General features: G+C 58.9%; 16 protein-coding genes and 1 tRNA gene. 5 read left to right on the top strand and 12 right to left on the bottom strand.

Annotated elements, in window-relative coordinates; genetic code table 11:
- Window positions 1–31 precede the first annotated feature (31 nt).
- Window positions 32–108 (bottom strand) — tRNA-Met (locus tag ACSFE6_RS27175).
- Window positions 109–408: 300 nt separating this feature from the next.
- Here ACSFE6_RS27175 and dinB point away from each other — a divergent pair.
- Window positions 409–1,470 (top strand): DNA polymerase IV, encoded by a 1,062-nt coding sequence (gene dinB / locus ACSFE6_RS27170; RefSeq protein WP_435430485.1) that lies wholly within the window; start codon window positions 409–411, stop codon window positions 1,468–1,470.
- Between the two features lie 102 nt (window positions 1,471–1,572).
- On the opposite strand, the gene ACSFE6_RS27165 is transcribed toward dinB, so the two are convergent.
- The 4 genes from ACSFE6_RS27165 to ACSFE6_RS27150 form a co-directional block, all read right to left on the bottom strand.
- The gene (locus ACSFE6_RS27165) at window positions 1,573–2,526 is read right to left on the bottom strand and encodes a hypothetical protein (protein WP_435430484.1); all 954 of its coding nucleotides are present in this window, start codon (window positions 2,524–2,526) and stop codon (window positions 1,573–1,575) included.
- A gap of 17 nt (window positions 2,527–2,543) precedes the next feature.
- Window positions 2,544–4,259: a proline--tRNA ligase gene (locus tag ACSFE6_RS27160; protein ID WP_435430483.1), complete on the bottom strand. Its 1,716-nt coding sequence runs from the start codon at window positions 4,257–4,259 to the stop codon at window positions 2,544–2,546.
- 143 nt (window positions 4,260–4,402) lie between these two features.
- Window positions 4,403–5,962: an AmpG family muropeptide MFS transporter gene (locus ACSFE6_RS27155; RefSeq protein ID WP_435430482.1), complete on the bottom strand. Its 1,560-nt coding sequence runs from the start codon at window positions 5,960–5,962 to the stop codon at window positions 4,403–4,405.
- 44 nt (window positions 5,963–6,006) lie between these two features.
- Window positions 6,007–6,360: an MGMT family protein gene (locus ACSFE6_RS27150; RefSeq protein ID WP_435430481.1), complete on the bottom strand. Its 354-nt coding sequence runs from the start codon at window positions 6,358–6,360 to the stop codon at window positions 6,007–6,009.
- A 177-nt stretch (window positions 6,361–6,537) separates the two neighbouring features.
- On the opposite strand from ACSFE6_RS27150, the gene ACSFE6_RS27145 reads away from it, so the two are divergent.
- A complete protein-coding gene (locus ACSFE6_RS27145; protein WP_435430480.1) occupies window positions 6,538–7,545 on the top strand; it encodes a DUF481 domain-containing protein in 1,008 nt (335 codons plus the stop codon).
- Between the two features lie 143 nt (window positions 7,546–7,688).
- Here ACSFE6_RS27145 and ACSFE6_RS27140 read toward each other — a convergent pair whose 3' ends face one another.
- Window positions 7,689–7,898: a cold-shock protein gene (locus ACSFE6_RS27140; RefSeq protein ID WP_002554837.1), complete on the bottom strand. Its 210-nt coding sequence runs from the start codon at window positions 7,896–7,898 to the stop codon at window positions 7,689–7,691.
- A gap of 353 nt (window positions 7,899–8,251) precedes the next feature.
- Here ACSFE6_RS27140 and dcd point away from each other — a divergent pair, with 353 nt between their 5' ends.
- Window positions 8,252–8,818: a dCTP deaminase gene (gene dcd, locus ACSFE6_RS27135; RefSeq protein WP_007940589.1), complete on the top strand. Its 567-nt coding sequence runs from the start codon at window positions 8,252–8,254 to the stop codon at window positions 8,816–8,818.
- 106 nt (window positions 8,819–8,924) lie between these two features.
- The gene (locus tag ACSFE6_RS27130) at window positions 8,925–9,134 is read left to right on the top strand and encodes a hypothetical protein (protein WP_435430479.1); all 210 of its coding nucleotides are present in this window, start codon (window positions 8,925–8,927) and stop codon (window positions 9,132–9,134) included.
- 105 nt (window positions 9,135–9,239) lie between these two features.
- On the opposite strand, the gene ACSFE6_RS27125 is transcribed toward ACSFE6_RS27130, so the two are convergent.
- The 6 genes from ACSFE6_RS27125 to ACSFE6_RS27100 form a co-directional block, all read right to left on the bottom strand.
- The gene (locus ACSFE6_RS27125) at window positions 9,240–10,004 is read right to left on the bottom strand and encodes an ABC transporter ATP-binding protein (RefSeq protein WP_056856146.1); all 765 of its coding nucleotides are present in this window, start codon (window positions 10,002–10,004) and stop codon (window positions 9,240–9,242) included.
- Window positions 10,005–10,017: 13 nt separating this feature from the next.
- Window positions 10,018–11,154: a succinylglutamate desuccinylase/aspartoacylase family protein gene (locus ACSFE6_RS27120; RefSeq protein ID WP_435430478.1), complete on the bottom strand. Its 1,137-nt coding sequence runs from the start codon at window positions 11,152–11,154 to the stop codon at window positions 10,018–10,020.
- A gap of 12 nt (window positions 11,155–11,166) precedes the next feature.
- Window positions 11,167–11,877 carry an ABC transporter permease gene (locus tag ACSFE6_RS27115; protein WP_435430477.1) on the bottom strand — a complete coding sequence of 237 codons (711 nt, stop codon included), beginning with the start codon at window positions 11,875–11,877 and terminating at the stop codon, window positions 11,167–11,169.
- Complete coding sequence (locus ACSFE6_RS27110) at window positions 11,874–12,602, bottom strand: ABC transporter permease (protein WP_435430476.1); 729 nt, start codon at window positions 12,600–12,602, stop codon at window positions 11,874–11,876. The genes ACSFE6_RS27115 and ACSFE6_RS27110 overlap by 4 nt, the downstream gene beginning before the upstream one ends.
- Window positions 12,603–12,658: 56 nt before the next feature.
- Complete coding sequence (locus ACSFE6_RS27105; RefSeq protein WP_435430475.1) at window positions 12,659–13,441, bottom strand: transporter substrate-binding domain-containing protein; 783 nt, start codon at window positions 13,439–13,441, stop codon at window positions 12,659–12,661.
- Window positions 13,442–13,735: 294 nt separating this feature from the next.
- Window positions 13,736–16,186, bottom strand: a complete 2,451-nt coding sequence (locus ACSFE6_RS27100; RefSeq protein ID WP_435430474.1) for a penicillin acylase family protein — start codon at window positions 16,184–16,186, stop codon at window positions 13,736–13,738.
- A 220-nt stretch (window positions 16,187–16,406) separates the two neighbouring features.
- Between ACSFE6_RS27100 and ACSFE6_RS27095 the strand changes: the two genes are divergently transcribed.
- Window positions 16,407–16,958 carry a cysteine hydrolase family protein gene (locus ACSFE6_RS27095; RefSeq protein WP_435430473.1) on the top strand — a complete coding sequence of 184 codons (552 nt, stop codon included), beginning with the start codon at window positions 16,407–16,409 and terminating at the stop codon, window positions 16,956–16,958.
- The last annotated feature ends 122 nt before the right edge of the window (window positions 16,959–17,080 follow it).

Below are 17,080 nucleotides of genomic sequence, written 5' to 3'. Positions count from 1 at the left end.
GCCACTCTTTCGAGTAGCCTTTTTTGATGTTTGGTTGCGGGAGCCGGATTTGAACCGACGACCTTCGGGTTATGAGCCCGACGAGCTACCAGACTGCTCCATCCCGCGTCTGTGTGGCGGCATTCTACAGAGGATCGACAGGCTGTCAACCGTAAATCTTGGTAAAACCTCTTCAGGTTCAATTGCTTAGCTCGATGATGGGGTTGCTGATCGCTCTGAAAGGCAGGCGTGGCAAGGCTTCAAGCTCTATTGGTCAGTGCCGGATGATTGAAAAAATAAATTTATCAATCGCGCTTCCTACATTCGATGAAGAACATTCAGACCACTGGTGCTATATACAGGTGTCAGTGAGATACTGCTTATCCCACAGGGCGCGTCGCCATTCTTTACTCTGAACACCGCGTTGATATGACCCAGCGAAAAATCATCCACGTCGATTGTGACTGTTTCTACGCCGCCATTGAGATGCGTGATGACCCGCGCCTGGCCGGAAAACCGCTGGCGGTGGGTGGTGCGGCGGATCGCCGTGGAGTCATTGCGACCTGTAATTATGAAGCCCGGGCATATGGCGTGCGTTCGGCCATGTCGTCCGGGCATGCGCTGAAGCTGTGTCCGGACCTGACCATCGTCAAGCCACGTATGGATGCCTACAGGGAAGCGTCGAAGGAGATTCACACGATCTTTCGCGATTACACCGACACCATTGAGCCGCTTTCCCTCGACGAGGCCTACCTTGATGTGTCGGACAGTGCGCATTTCGGTGGCAGCGCCACACGTATCGCCCAGGACATCCGCCGGCGGGTATCGAATCAACTGCACATCACTGTCTCGGCCGGCGTGGCGCCGAACAAGTTTCTCGCCAAGATCGCCAGCGACTGGAAAAAGCCCAATGGTTTGTTTGTCATTACGCCGGATCAAGTCGAAGACTTTGTCAGTGGGTTGCCCGTGAGCAAGTTGCATGGGGTCGGTAAGGTCACTGCCGACCGGTTGGGCAAGCTCGGCATCCACGATTGCGCGCAATTGCGCGAGTGGGACAAATTGGCGCTGGTGCGCGAATTTGGCAGCTTCGGAGAGCGCCTCTGGTGCCTGGCGCGAGGGATCGATGATCGCCAGGTGCACAATGACAGTCGCCGGCAGTCGATCAGTGTCGAGAACACCTACGATGTCGATCTGCCGGATTTGGTGAGTTGCCTGGATAAATTACCCGAGCTGCTGGAAACCCTGGCCGGTCGCATGGCGCGAATCGACAGCAGCTATCGGCCGGGGAAACCGTTCGTCAAAGTAAAATTCCATGATTTCACCCAGACGACCATTGAGCAGGCAGGGGCAGGGCGGGATTTGGGCAGTTATCAGTTGTTGCTGACCCAAGCGTTCAATCGTGGAGGCAAACCGGTTCGGTTGTTGGGGGTGGGGGTGAGACTGGAGGATTTGCGGGGCGGGTTTGAGCAAATGGAGTTGTTTGAGCTGTAGGAGCGAGCATGCTCGCGATGGACGTCAACGATAACGCGGGCTTGTCTGAATGCCCGCGGTGCCTGCAAGCCCATCGCGAGCAAGCTCGCTCCTACAAAAGCGTTAATTCGGTCCCGGATCCGCCACCAGGCGCCCCGCATCCTTGGTCAAGGACTTGAGGAACTCGGTCTGCAATTCGGGATCGTTGCGGGTCAGTTCGATCAGGCTCTGCTCCAGTTCACTGGCTTCTTCTTCCAGACCCAGTTCCGACAGGCGTTTGACCCGGTGTACCCACTGGCTCACTTCGTCGTCTTCGAGATCGTCGTAAATCAGACCGTGGGCTTCCAGAAGCTTGCCGCGCAAGGTGTGGCTCAGCGCCAGGGACGAGTTGGTGTGCACGTCATCCTTGGCGTCCGCGACACTGATCTGCAGCTTGCCCAGGTGATTGAGGTCATGTTCGGCGAACGGACTGTCCAGCAGGTTCAGGCGCAGGACGCCGTTCTTGTCGGTGCTCAGCTCGAACGTATCCTTGCCGGCCTTGACCTCGACCGGACGCTCGCTCCAAGGCAGGCTCGAATATTCGGTGCGCTTGTCGCGCTGGACTTCGTCGATCCCGGCCAGGTTTTGCTGTGCGCGACCATGAGACTGCACGTTCATGAACGGGTTGAGCCCGGCGAATCCGTAGTTGAACCAGTCCTTGGTCATGCTATCCGGCAGGTTACCCAAGGCAAATACGTTGGCCACGTTGGCGCCGACACCCGCCACCACAGCCACCGCACCCAGCGGGATCTCGTAGACCTCCCGCCAAGGTTGGTAGGGGGTGTAGCGGTCGTAATGGCGTGTGACTTCGAATTCAGTGACTTCGAAAGTCTTCTGCTCGAGGATTTTCACCCGGCGTTGCGGCAGCTCAAGCACCTTGGGCTCACCAACATCGATCTGCAGGCTGTGATCGAGCAGTTTGCGCTCGACACGTTCCTCGTGCTCGCTGCGTTGTGACATGTGATTGGCACAGCCGCTGACCAGCAGGGTGCCGCACAGGGCGGCACCACCGAGGCCTAAGGTGTTTCGCTTGAACATGACGTCTCTATCTGGTTTCAGCGGCGGATACGGGCCTGAAGGAACGACAGTACGTCGGCGACCGGCAGCGCTTGTGGCTCGGCCTCGGTACGGCTCTTGTATTCCAGGTTGCCTTCGGCGAGGCCGCGGTCGCTGACCACGATCCGGTGTGGAATGCCGATCAGCTCCATGTCTGCGAACTTGATGCCCGGGCTGGTTTTCTTGTCGCGGTCGTCCAGCAGGACTTCGAAGCCGGCTGCAGTCAGTTCTGCATACAGCTTGTCGGTGGCCTCGCGGACCAGGTCGGTCTCGTAGCGCAGCGGTACCAGGGCGATCTGGAACGGCGCCAGGGTATCGCTCCAGATGATGCCTTTGTCGTCGCTGTTCTGTTCGATGGCAGCGGCGACTACGCGGGAAACGCCAATGCCGTAGCAGCCCATTTCCAGGGTGACCGGCTTGCCGTTCTCGCCCAGCACTTCGCACTTCATCGCCTTGCTGTACTTGTTGCCCAGCTGGAAGATGTGCCCGACTTCGATGCCGCGCTTGATTTCCAGGGTGCCCTTGCCATCCGGGCTTGGGTCGCCGCTGACCACGTTACGCAGGTCGGCAACGGTAGGAACCGGCAGGTCGCGTTCCCAGTTCACGCCGAAGTAGTGCTTGTCGTCGATGTTGGCACCGATGCCGAAGTCGCTCATCAGCTCGACGGAACGGTCGATGATGATCGGAAGCGGCAGGTTCAGTGGGCCGAGGGAACCGGCGCCGGCACCGATGGCGTCGCGCAGTTCGGCGTCGGATGCCATGACCAGCGGGCTGGCGACGCCAGGTTGGTTGGCGGCCTTGATTTCGTTCAGTTCGTGGTCGCCACGGATGATCAGGGCGATCAGCTTGCCTTTCTCTTCCGCATGCACGATCAGGGTCTTGATGGTCTTTTCAATCGGCAGATTGAATTTCTCCACCAGCGCAGCGATGGTCTTGGTGTCCGGGGTGTCTACCAGGCGCAGCTCTTCGGTCGGCGCTGGGCGCGAGGTTTCGCGCGGTACAGCTTCGGCTTTCTCGATGTTCGCCGCGTAGTCGGAACCGTTGCTGAAAACGATATCGTCTTCACCGGATTCGGCCAGTACGTGGAATTCGTGGGAGCCGGCACCGCCAATGGAGCCGTTGTCGGCCTCAACCGGGCGGAATTTCAGGCCCAGTCGGGTGAACACGTTGCAGTACGCCTGGTGCATGCGGTCGTAGGTGACCTGCAGCGATGCCTGGTCGGCGTGGAACGAATAGGCGTCTTTCATGATGAATTCGCGGCCGCGCATCAAGCCGAAGCGTGGGCGGATTTCATCACGGAACTTGGTCTGGATCTGGTACAGGTTGATCGGCAGCTGTTTGTAGCTGCTCAGCTCGTTACGCATCAGATCGGTGATGACTTCTTCGTGGGTCGGGCCGGCGCAGAAATCGCGACCGTGACGATCCTTGAAGCGCAACAGTTCAGGGCCGTACTCTTCCCAGCGACCGGATTCCTGCCACAGCTCGGCCGGCTGGGTGCTCGGCATCAACACTTCGAGGGAGCCGGCGGCGTTCATTTCTTCGCGAACGACGGCTTCGACCTTGCGCATGACTCGCAAGCCCATCGGCAGCCAGGTGTACAGGCCCGAGGCGAGTTTGCGGATCATGCCGGCGCGCAGCATCAGCTGATGGCTGATCACGACCGCGTCGGAAGGCGTTTCTTTCTGTGTGGCGAGCAAAAATTGACTGGTGCGCATGGTTGGCCGTTATCGATTGCTGATGACGAGAAATGACGGAGCATTGTACGGGCGAGATCCGCTGTCGTACAGGCGTGCGGTCGGTGGCGTGGCGAGAGGGCGGGAAACGTTCCGCCCTCTGCGAGATTTCCTTCGAATGTTTCCTACGATTCTTCCGCGACCTGGGTCGGTACGGGTTCCGGCGTCGGTGTCGGACCTTCGCGACGGTTCTCCTGGAACCAGTGCAAGGCAATCAATACCAGGGTCGGAACGCCCAGCAGGGCGGTGATCAGGAAGAAGTTGTGATAACCGAATTTTTCCACCATGACCCCGGAGTAACCGCCGATCAGGCGCGGCAGCAAGAGCATGATCGAGCTGAGCAGGGCGTATTGGGTGGCGGAGAACTTGAGGTTGGTCAGGCTCGACAGGTAAGCGACGAAGGCCGAAGTCGCCAAGCCGGAACTGAAGTTGTCCAGGGAGATGGTGACCACCAGCATTTGCAGGTTAGGCCCCATGTCCGCCAACAGCAGGAACAATATGTTGGTGGCTGCTGATGCGGCGCCACCGATGAACAGAATGGGCAGGATGCCGAAGCGCACGATCAGCAGGCCGCCCATGCCAGCGCCGACCAGGGTCATGATCAGGCCGAAGATCTTGCTGACGCTGGCGATCTGGTCTTTGGTGAAGCCCTGGTCGATGTAGAACACGTTGGCCATCACGCCCATGACCGTATCGGACATCCGATAGGTGGCGATCAGCCCGAGCAGCAGCAGTGCTTGCCAGCGGTAACGCAGGATGAAGTCATTGACCGGTGTCAGCACTGGCGCCAGTCCGCGCCGGCCCATGGCCGAGAGGCATAGGGCGGTGAGGGTGGTGTAGAGGATCGCACGCAGGAATGCACGGTCTTCGAGCAGCAGGTCGAGCAGGCTTACGCCATCGAATAGCACGCTGGCAAAGTCGGTGTTGTAGAGCTGGGTGAACATGGCCGGCACGGAAACCAGCAGCACGATCAGTACGAACACGGAGGCCAGTTGATGCACGAAACTGTATCGCCCTGCCTGCAGTTGCGTTCGCAGCGGAACGGGCGGTTCACGCATGAACAGGCTGGTCACCAGTGCTGGAACCATCAAGGCGCCAAACAAGATGTAGGTGCCGGCCCATGCGGAATGCTGGTAGTTGAAACCGGTCGAGCCGAAACCCTCGGCAAAATACAGCGCGCCGGCGGTCGCCAGCAGTGCGGCGATTCGATAACCGGACATGTAGCTGGCGGCCAGCGCAGCCTGGCGACTGTCTTCGGCGATTTCCAGACGGTAGGCGTCAACCGCAATATCTTGCGTCGCCGAGGCGAAAGCGACGATCACCGCAATGGCGATCAGCCAGGACAGGTGCTTTTGCGGATCGCAGAAACCCATCCCGATCAGGCCGAGGATCACCAGTCCTTGAGATAGCACCAGCCAGGAACGTCGTCGGCCCAGCTTGCCGAGCAATGGCAGGCGCCATTGGTCGAGCAGCGGTGACCAGACCCATTTAAAGGCATAGGCCAGGCCGATCAGGCTGGCATAGCCGATGGTTTCGCGAGCCACACCGGCTTCGCGCAACCAGACCGAAAGTGTCGAGAACACCAGCATGTAAGGCAGGCCGGCAGCGAAACCCAGCAACAACAGTACAAGCGTCGAGGGGCTGGCATAGGCAGCGAGCGCGGCGCGCCAGGTTTTACGGGGCATGGGCTGGAGTCTGCCTCAAGAAATACGGAAACAAAGCGCGCACTCTAACCGCTGTGCTCTACCGGACGCCAGCCATGGCGCCGAATATCAACACGATTATTCAGGATGCTGATGCCCTCCATGCGCAATCGCGCGCGTTGTTCGTCCCCGGACGGGCTGCCCGCCGGCAGGCTGATGCGTCCGCCAGCGCCGAGTACGCGGTGCCAGGGCAATTTACTGTCACCGGGCAGTTGGCTCAATGTTCGCCCAACCCAGCGGGCAGCACGCCCCAGGCCGGCGAGCTCCGCTAACTGGCCATAACTGACCACCTTACCCTCGGGCACTTGTGCGAGGGTCAGGTAGAGTGCCGTGCGTCGGATTTGTGCCGCACTCTCTGGTTCAGCGAAGGGTTCATTCACGTCCGGCGTTCCTGGAAAAGTATTCCTGAAAAGATTCACAGTACCGTCTGTAGAGTAAATGGTGGATTGCCGCTTGAGAAATGAACTCAATAGAAATAGTCGTGTCAGTCCTTGCTAGGGCCTTATTTCCTCGGATAATGCCGACTTTTTTTCGCAATCTTGAGTTTGTTTTTGCTTATGTTGTCCAGAACCCTGCTGTGCCTCGCTGTCATCAGTGCTTCCACGTCTTCGCTCGCCGATACCGTCTGGCTGAAGAACGGTGACAAGCTGAGCGGCAAGATCATTCTGTTCGATGGCGGCAAGTTGCTGATCCAGACTGAATACGCAGGGGCTGTCCCGATCGACTGGAAGCAGGTCAAAACACTGGAAAGTGATCAGGAACTGCTGGTCAAGCAGGATGCCTACACCGGCGAGAAGGCCAAGTCGCTGCATGCCGCAGAGGATGGCAAGGTCACCCTGGCCAACGGTGACACACCAAGGACGGTGGAGCTGGCGAGCGTCCAGCAGATTCTCAAGCCCAAGCCAGTGGTCGAGGATCTTGTGTGGAAGGGCAACATCGATGCGGCCCTGGATTACCAGCGGGCCGATAAGGACACCGATGACTACGACATCGACTTCAAGACCACGGCGCGCCATGGTCGTTGGCGACACATTGCGGAAGGCGAATACAACCGCGAGTTCCAGGATGACGTGGTCACCACGGACAACTGGCGGGCTGAGTATTCCCTCGACCGCTTCCTGACGGATAAATGGTTCTGGCAAGGTCGCCTGGTCTACAAGCGCGACAAGGTCGAAGATCTGTCCCGTCAGCGAACCGTTGGTACGGGCCCGGGTTATCAGTTCTGGGATGACGAATTGGGGGCTTTCTCGCTGGGCTCCCTGGTCAACCGCACGGACTATCAATTCGCCGACGGCAGCAAGGAAAACTTCTATTCCGTGGCGATGAAGTGGGATTACAACCGCTATCTGGTTGGCAAGAAAGTCGAGTTTTTCACCAATGGCGAGGTGGGCAAGCCGTTGTCAGGCGTGGCCGAGTATGCACTGGATGCAGAGCTGGGCTTGCGCTACAAGGTGACCGACTGGGCTTCGCTTAATCTGAAGGCCGAACGGGACATCATCAGTGGCACTGACGATGCCGACCTGGACAAGACCCGCTATACCGCCGGGTTTGGCGTGACCTGGTAAGGCCTCAAAAGATCGCAGCCTTCTGCAGCTCCTACATGGATTGACGTACACCCTGTAGGAGTTGCAGAAGGCTGCGAACTTTTCAACGGGCACAAAAAAGCCCCGCTGTTGAGGGCGGGGCTTTTTACTAAAGCAAGTGCAAGTTAGATAACTTGAACTTCTTCAGCTTGCATGCCTTTCTGACCGCGAGTAGCGATGAAAGAAACCTGTTGGCCTTCTTTCAGGCTTTTGAAGCCGTCGGATTGGATAGCTTTGAAGTGAACGAACAGGTCATCACCGGATTGTGGAGTGATGAAGCCGAAGCCTTTTTCATCGTTGAACCACTTAACGGTACCGGTTTGGCGATTAGACATGGTGTAACTCCTTGGACAAAGATAACTGCGACTCAGGAAGAACCCTGGCCGAGACTGAGTGCAAAGAGCAGGAAAAATTCTTGTAGACGGTTGGATCGAAATTCAACATATCGTGCAGAGATTCTCAGTGACACAAGCAACACAGTGGCGCCACCTTAACCCTTTTTCCGATAGGTGCCAATGTTTCTTGCGAAGGTTTCTCGGTTTTCATGATCGACGGTGCATCGTATTGTTTCGAAGGTCCGTCAATTCAAGGTGATCGTCGAGAATTGTGCCCGGCGCTTTGAACCCGACGGCGCGCCCCGGTAAGATGCGGGACAGATTTTTCCACCTCGCTATTCAGGACACCCGCCATGAGCATCAAATCGGACAAGTGGATTCGCCGCATGGCGCAGGAACACGGCATGATCGAGCCGTTCGTCGAGCGCCAGATGCGCGGCAGTGACGATAGCCGTGTGATCTCCTACGGCGTATCGAGTTACGGCTACGACGTTCGTTGCACCAATCATTTCAAGGTGTTCACCAACATCAATTCGGCCATTGTCGATCCGAAGAACTTCGACGCCGGTAGCTTCGTCGACATCCACAGCGACGTCTGCATCATTCCGCCGAACTCCTTCGCCCTGGCCAGCACCGTCGAATACTTCCGTATTCCGCGCAACGTATTGACCATTTGCCTGGGCAAGAGCACCTATGCCCGCTGCGGCATCATCGTCAACGTCACCCCGCTCGAGCCGGAATGGGAAGGTCACGTAACCCTGGAGTTTTCCAACACCACCAACCTGCCGGCGAAGATCTACGCCAACGAAGGCGTAGCGCAGATGCTGTTCCTCGAGTCCGACGAGGAATGCGAAGTTTCCTATAAGGATCGCGGCGGCAAGTACCAGGGCCAGCGCGGCGTGACCCTGCCACGGACCTGAGTCAGCCGTCTGACAAAACGTGGGAATTCCTGGGCGAGCGTACACTCTATGGAGTGTACTGCCCGATCCGCGCAAGGCGGACCGGGCCATCGCTCAGGAGTGCTTTATGAAGATCGACCCGCGAATAAGTGCCGAACTGGCAAGGCTTGAGCCCAATCAGGTTGGCGTTTTAGCCTGGTCGTTGCTGGCACACCCACCCATCAGCATGGCAGGGGGCATCCCTCACCAGCCTGATCCCGATAGCCCCAACGAACAACCCGAAGAGCCCGGAGAGCCCACCCTGCCGGATGAACCGCCTCCTGCACCGGTCGTCTGATTGAATTGGATGTAGGAGCGAGCTTGCTCGCGATGGTGGGTCAGGCACCACGGTGTAGGCTGACACTCCATCGCGAGCAAGCTCGCTCCTACAGTGGTTTGCCGGTTACTTGAGGTTGCCGCTCAGGAACTGTTTCAACCGCTCACTCTTCGGATTACCCAGCACATCTTCCGGCGCGCCTTCTTCCTCGACCAGGCCTTGGTGCAGAAACAATACTTGGCTCGACACTTTGCGCGCGAAGCTCATTTCGTGGGTGACCATGATCATGGTCCGGCCTTCTTCGGCCAGGCCCTGGATCACCTTCAGCACTTCGCCCACCAGTTCCGGGTCCAGCGCCGAAGTCGGCTCGTCGAACAACATGACTTCCGGTTCCATGGCCAAGGCCCGGGCAATCGCCACGCGCTGCTGTTGACCGCCGGAGAGGAATGCCGGGTACTGGTCGGCGACCCGTGCCGGTAATCCGACTTTATCGAGGTAGCGGCGTGCACGGTCTTCGGCTTCCTGTTTGCTGCAACCCAGCACCCGGCGCGGGGCCATGGTGATGTTTTCCAGCACGGTCATGTGGCTCCACAGGTTGAAGTGCTGGAACACCATGGCCAGGCGGGTGCGGATCCGTTGCAGTTCGTCGGGATCGGCCACATGCATGCCGTGGCGATCCTTGACCATGCGGATCGCCTGGCCGTCGAGACTCATGGCGCCGTCGTTGGGTTGTTCGAGAAAGTTGATGCAGCGCAGAAAGGTACTTTTGCCCGAGCCACTGGCGCCGATCAGACTGATGACGTCGCCGGTGTTGGCCTTGAGCGAAACGCCTTTGAGCACCTCATGATCGCCATAGCTTTTATGCAGGCCTTCAATGGTCAGTTTGTACATGTAACAAGCATCCTCAAGGCGAAAGTAGGTAGCCGCTGCGATAGGCTTCGGCGCCTGCAACGTGGGCGATCACCATGCCGGCGGTGGCCATGCGGCGCAGCGAGCGGGCGTACATCAACCCGGTGGCGGTGCAGTGGACCGGTGTGACGCGGTCAGAGATCGGATCGATGATTTCGGCAATCAGTTGCCCGGCTTCCAGGTATTCCCCTGGCAGCGCGGTGAACACCAGCAGGCCGCCGACCGGCGTGGACACAGGCTCGACACCGGCCAGCGGCGTGGCCGGGTAGGGCAGGTCAGGCAGGGGTGCCGGTTCGCCCGCTATCGCGCCGAAGTGAATCAGATAGTCGATCAGGGCCTGGCAGTCGAGGCTGGCCAGCGGATGATTGACGTCGCCTTGGCCGCGCAGTTCGACCGTGACCGAAAAACTGCCCAGCGGAATATCGAAATGCTCGCCGAAGCGCTCCTTCAATTGCCACCAAAGCAAGGTGAAGCATTCATCGAATGACTGGCCGCCGGAATCGGTGGCCAACAGGCTGGCTTCGGCACCGATGTAGCGGGCCAGCGGCTCGACCTGCGGCCAGGCTTCTGGCGTGGTGTAAAGGTGCGCGACCGCTTCGAAATCACAGTGCAGGTCCAGCACCATGTCGGCATCGCAGGCCAATCGCTGCAAGGTCAGGCGCTGGGATTGCAGTTGCGTACTGGCAGTCTGCCGTGCCAGTGCATTGCGCAGGCTGTTGCGGATCAATTGCAGGTTGTGCTGCGGATTGTCGCCGAGCTGGCCTTCGATGTCGTTGCCGACCTCTTCGCTCAAATCGACGAACCAGCGGTTGAAGTTCTGCCCACTTTCCAGCTCGTAGCGGCCCAGTGGCACGTCCATCAGCACTTGTTCCAGGCCGACCGGGTTGGCAACCGGAACCAGAACGATTTCGCTGCGCAGGCGGCCAGCGGCTTCCAGCTCTGCCAGACGTTGCTTGAGGTGCCAGGCCACCAGCATGCCGGGCATTTCATCGGCGTGAAGGGAGGACTGGATATAGATCTTGCCTCGGGCGTTTGTAACGGCGGGTGTCGTTGCAGGCCCGAAGTGGAAGCTGTGGATCTGGCGTGCGGTCCCCGGCAGCGGGGCCAGCAGGTCATGAATCTGGTGGCGCATGTGCGTAAAGTCCTAGTGGGTCGGCCCGAGGAAGGCCAGCCAACGGCGTTCGGCGAGGCGGAACAGGCCGACCAGCGCAAAGGTGACGGCCAGGTAGATCAGTGCGGCGATGCCGAACGACTGGAAGGTCAGGAAGGTCGCCGAGTTGGCGTCCCGAGCCACTTTCAAAATGTCCGGAATGGTTGCCGTGAACGCCACGGTGGTCGAGTGCAGCATCAGAATCACTTCGTTGCTGTAATACGGCAACGAACGACGCAGGGCCGAAGGCATGATCACGTAGGCATACAGCTTCCAGCCGGTCAGGCCGTAGGCCTTGGCTGCTTCGACTTCACCGTGGGCCATGCTGCGAATGGCGCCGGCGAATATCTCTGTGGTGTAGGCACAGGTGTTCAGGGCGAACGCCAGGATCGTGCAGTTCATCGCGTCGCGGAAGAAACTGTCGAGCAGCGGTTGCGCACGCACGGCGGCCAGGCTGTAGATCCCGGTGTAGCAGATCAGCAGCTGGATGTAGAGCGGCGTGCCACGGAACAGGTAGGTGTAGAACTGTACCGGCCAGCGAATGTAGAAGTGCGGCGAGACCCGGGCGATGGACAACGGTATCGAGACGATGAAGCCGAAGAAGATCGACGCGCTGAGCAGCCACAGGGTCATGGCCAGGCCGGTGATGTTTTGGCCGTCGGTATAAAGGAAGGCTTTCCAGTATTCCTGCAGGAGTTCGATCATCGTACGGCCTCCCGTGTGCCGGCGGCATAGCGGCGTTCGAGCCAGCGCAGAATGATATTGGAGGCGCTGGTGATCACCAGGTAGATCAGGGCGGCGAGCACCAGGAAATAGAACAGTTGATAGCTGCTTTTACCCGCGTCCTGGGCAGCCTTGACCAGATCGGCCAGGCCAATGATCGACACCAGCGCAGTCGCCTTGAGCATGACCATCCAGTTGTTGCCGATCCCCGGCAGGGCAAAGCGCATCATTTGCGGAAACACCACGATGCGGAATCGCTGGCCACGTTTGAGGCCGTAAGCGGTAGCCGCTTCGACCTGGCCGCGAGGCACGGCGAGGATGGCGCCACGGAAGGTTTCGGTGAAGTACGCACCGTAAATGAAGCCCAGGGTGAGTACGCCGGCGCTGAACGGGTTGATCTCGATGTATTCCCATTCCATGTAGTCGGTGAGCGACGTCAGCCAGGTTTGCAGGCTGTAGAAAATCAGCAGCATCAGCACCAGGTCCGGTACCCCGCGAATCAGCGTGGTGTAGCACTGGGCAGGCAGGCGCAGCAGTTTGACTTTGGAAAGCTTGGCACTGGCACCGAGCAGGCCGAGCAACACGGCCACCAGCAGCGACATCGCCGATAATTTGATGGTCATCCAGGTGCCTTCCATCAGCAGCGGACCGAAGCCCTTGAGGCTGAAGGCGGAGAGCCCCAGATTTTGTAAGAGGTTTTCGAACATAAATCAGCAACCTGATCGGAAGAAAAAAGCGCCCATCGCGAGATGGGCGCCGGGCATTATTTGCCGCTGTACAGATTCAGATCGCCAAAGTGTTTCTTCTGGATGGTGGCGTAGGTGCCATCATCGTGTAACGCTTTGATACCTTTATCCAAAAGCGCTTTCAGCTCGGTGTTACCTTTCTTAATACCGACAGCGGTTTTGGCTGGCAGCAGTTCGCTGTCGACCGGTTTGCTGACCTCGTAATCGGCGCCATCAGGCGACTTGAGGAAGCCCAGTTCCGCTTGCAGCATGTCCTGGATACCGGCATCCAGACGACCGGATCTCAGGTCGGCATACACCTGATCCTGGTTCTGATAGGCCTGGGTTTTCACGCCGGCCTTGTCCAGAACGGCCTTGGCATAAGCTTCCTGAATGGTGCCTTGCTCGTAGCCGACGGTTTTGCCCTTGAGCGTGGCAACGTCTGCGGTGATGCCAGAACCTTTCTTGGACACATAGGCGGTTGGGCCGGAGAACAGCTCGCTGGAGAAGTCGATGACTTTTTCGCGGGCCGGGGTGACGGTCATCGAGGAGATCACACCGTCGAATTTGTTGGCCTTCAGGCCTGGAATCATGCCGTCGAAGTCACTTTCGACCCATTTGCACTTGACCTTCAGCTCGGCGCAGATTGCGTTGCCCAGATCGATGTCGAAGCCCACCAGGCTGCCGTCGGCCGCTTTCGACTCGAACGGTGCGTAGGAAGGGTCAACGCCAAAACGCAGTTCCTTGTATTCCTTTGCCAGCGCAGAGCCAGCAGCTACGCACAATGCCAGTGCAGACAGGGTCAGCAATGCTTTTTTCATTATTCAATCCCTAAGAACCAATATGAGCGCTTGTGGCGCAGAATTATTGTTACTGGTACGCGTAAGACTTAATGAAAGTAGCAATTTCCGAACCAGAGTGCCGAACAAGCGTTTAAAAGGTGTCCGGGAAATTGCCGGAAGCGATTAGTGCACGAAAACGGGCAGCGTGAAAAGCCTGCACTGTTTTTGGTGGGAGCGAGCCTGCTCGCGAAGAGGGCATGCCAGTCGTTATTCAAGGTGACTGACACGCCCATTCGCGAGCAGGCTCGCTCCCACAGGGAATTGTGGCGGTCGTTATTTGCCGGGTGTCAGGGTCAACCGCTTGGTTCCATACGCCTTGTCAAAGTTCTGCGGCTGCATCGGCAAGCTCATGTATTGCCCCTTCAACCACGGATCGATGCTGTTGAGGTAGTTCGCACTGGCCGGGTTGCCGGACTGGCCGGTGGCGAGCTGAGCCGTCAGCGGTTCGGCCTGGCCAAAGTCGACAATAAAGCGCATGGCCGGCACCAGTGTCGTGTTGAAGTCCTGGCCCCAGGCGAATGCCGCAGTGTTGAGCGTGGTGTGATCGCCGCCGGCCGGCAACGGTCCGCGTACGGTCTGGCCGTTGCTGTTCTTCCATTCGTAGCGGTGCAGTTTGCCCCACTGCCAGGTGTTGTGGCTGCCACCCAGAAGACTGTCGCCAGCGCTGATCGCCGCTGCCAGGCTGCGGGCGAGGATGGCCGGTTTGTCTTCTTTCTGCGCGGTGCGCGTGTCATCCCAGAACGGACTGTCTTCTCGGCCCAGCAGGTGATCGGCCTGGGCGGCGTAGGACAACTTGCCGTTGGCGATAAAGGCTTTCCACGCCGGACTGCTTTGCGGCCCCAGTTCGTCGAGGAAGATCTGTTTGGCGCTCTCTTGCAGGAACAGTTCGTAGATTGCCGCATCGGCGGAAGTCGGGCTGAGCTTGCCGTCGAATGCCATCAAGCGGGTAAAGGCTTCGCGGGCCTTGTCGCGATCGGCCGCCGGCAAGGCGTCGATGGCCTGCTTGAGCGGCTGGGCCATGCCCGGTGCTTCGAACATTTTCTTCAGTTTGGCAGCGAAGGTGGTGGTCTGGTCGTACTGCATGGCGATCAGGCTGCGGGTGTCGTGCTTGCCCGCTCCGGCCAGTTCAGCCAGGCGTTCGCCGCGTTCCGGCGCCGACCAGGAGTTGGACAGTTGCATGCCGTAGCCATGGGGAATGACCCGCTGGTTGGCGGTGCCGAGCCAGCCTTGCGCCGGGTCCTGATCGTAGGGGTGAAGCATCGGGTCGGCGTAACCGTCCCAATCGTAACGTCCTTCCCAGCCCGGCGAGGGCAGCAGGCCTTCACCTTCACGACGGTTGGGGTAGCGGCCGGTGACTTGCCAGCCGATGTTGCTGGCATCGGCGAACACCAGGTTCAGGGCGATGGCGCGGATCTCGCGGCTGGCGTCCGAAGCGCGTTCGACGTTCTGCGCCCGGGACAGGTCGAAAAACGCGTCCAGGGTTTTGTCGTCGGTGAAACTCGGTGACTGCAAGGCCAGTCCGTAACCGCTGCCCTGGGCCAGACCTTGGGCGCTGTTGAGCAGTGGACCATGGCGGGTTTCATACACGGCCTCGCGAATCGGACGCTGGCCTTTGACGAAATAGGTTTCGTTGCGCACGATCGCAGGCGTCCATTTGCCGTTGGATTCGTAAGTGAGGCCATTGCCCTGGCGTTTGACTTTTTCCAGGAACAGGTCCTGGTTGTCGCCCATGACGGTGGTGGTGCTCCAGGCAACTTTACCGTTGAACCCGCCCAGCACCAGCGGCAACCCGGCGATGGTCACGCCGGACGCTTGAAATTTCGTGGTGCGAATCTGTACGTAGTTGAACAGCGATGGCACGCCCATCGGGCCATGGCTGTCGCTGGCCAACAGGCTCTTGCCACTGCGGCTGCGCTGCGGGGCGATGGCCCAGTTGTTCGATGACGTGGCGCCCAGCAGATTAAGGTCAGAGAGTTGTTCTGTGGCTTTGCTGATCTCCGCCAGCCCCGGCACTTGCCCAGTGAGCTTGATGCCTTGGAGTTTTTCGCTTTCGGCCGCCGGCAGCTTTTCATCCGGGGCGGAAGGGGTCAGCCATGGCAGCTTGTCGGTGGTGACCGTCTGGGCCAGCACCAGTGAGGAAATTTCTTCGGGCAGGTTGGCCGACTGACTGAAGTTCAGCAGGCAGAAAATCAGCGCCGAGTCTTCCGGTTTCCAGTATTCAGGTTTATAGCCGCTGGCCGCGAGGTCGGCCGGCAGTTTGTCGCGGTAGCGGAACAGGTAAGCATTGACCCCGCGGGCATAGACTTCAAAGAAGCGTTTGAGGCGTGGCGAAGACGCTTTGTACAGCTCACCGGCACTCTTCTTCAAATTGACGGCACGCATGTAGCGGTCGGCATCCAGCAGGTCCGAACCGTGCATCTCGGCCAGGCGTCCCTGGGCCAGCAAGCGCAGGGTGACCATTTGCGTGATGCGATCGCTGGCGTGCACGTAGCCGAGGGTGAACAGCGCATCGTGGAACGTGCTGCTTTCGATCAACGGTACGCCCATGGCATTGCGCCGCACCGAAACGTTCTGCGCCAGGCCCTTGAGCGGCTGCACACCGGTAGTGGGTGGGAGGGTGTCCTGGGCATTGAAGCTCTGACAGCCGGTCAGGCTCAAAACCCCCGCCACTGCTGCGGCAACGCCGAACCGGGGTAGAAAATGTATAAGGGCTGGCGAGGCCATGGCAAAGCTCCTGCGGGGGTGGTAGCGCAATAAAGTCGCTACGTTAGTGAGCAGGAGAGGGCCGCGCAAGCGGGGGGCAAGGTTATTTCAGGAATTGTCTGATAAACAAAAAGATCGCAGCCTTCGGCAGCTCCTAAATTGGATTGGCGTACACCTTGTAGGAGCTGCCGAAGGCTGCGATCTTTTGCCCTTCAACCCTATTTCCGGGAGCAGCAAGGGCATGGAGCTCAACACAAACGCGGCACTGATCATCATCGATCAACAAAAAGGCATCCTGCACCCCAGACTCGGTCGTCGGAATAACCCACAGGCCGAAGAGCGCATGCTGGAGTTGTTGAGCCATTGGCGTCGCAGCGGACGGCCGATCGTTCATGTGCAGCACTTGTCCCGTTCAGAGGATTCCGTGTTCTGGTCGCAACAATCGGGGGTGGAATTTCAGGAACGGTTTGAGCCAATGCCTGGCGAACTCGTGATCCAGAAGCAGGTTCCGGATGCGTTTTGTTCGACGGCGCTGGAAGCCGTTTTGCGCAACGCAGGGATCGAGCAAGTGATCATTGTCGGTGTGGCGACCCACAACTCGGTTGAGTCCACGGCGCGAACGGCGGGTAACCTGGGGTTTGATACCTGGGTGGTGGAGGATGCCTGTTTCACCTTCGACAAGGCTGACTTTTTCGGTCATGCCCGTTCAGCGGAGGAGGTTCACGGGATGTCGCTGGGGAATCTGCATGGGGAGTACGCGACGGTGGTCAGTACTGCGCAGATTCTGAATTGATGGTGACCATCAGGGCCTCGTTGGGGGGAGGGGGGACGCCCCCCTCTGTTTTTTTTTTTTTCCCAACAACCACTTTGGGGGAGCATCTTCCCGTAGGGAACTCACACAAAAAAAAAGCGCCT

The sequence above is a fragment of the Pseudomonas baetica genome (genome assembly GCF_051216495.1).
GTDB lineage: Bacteria > Pseudomonadota > Gammaproteobacteria > Pseudomonadales > Pseudomonadaceae > Aquipseudomonas > Aquipseudomonas baetica_B.
Note: the sequence above shows the minus strand (reverse complement) of the source record. Positions and strands in the feature narration are given on the sequence as shown.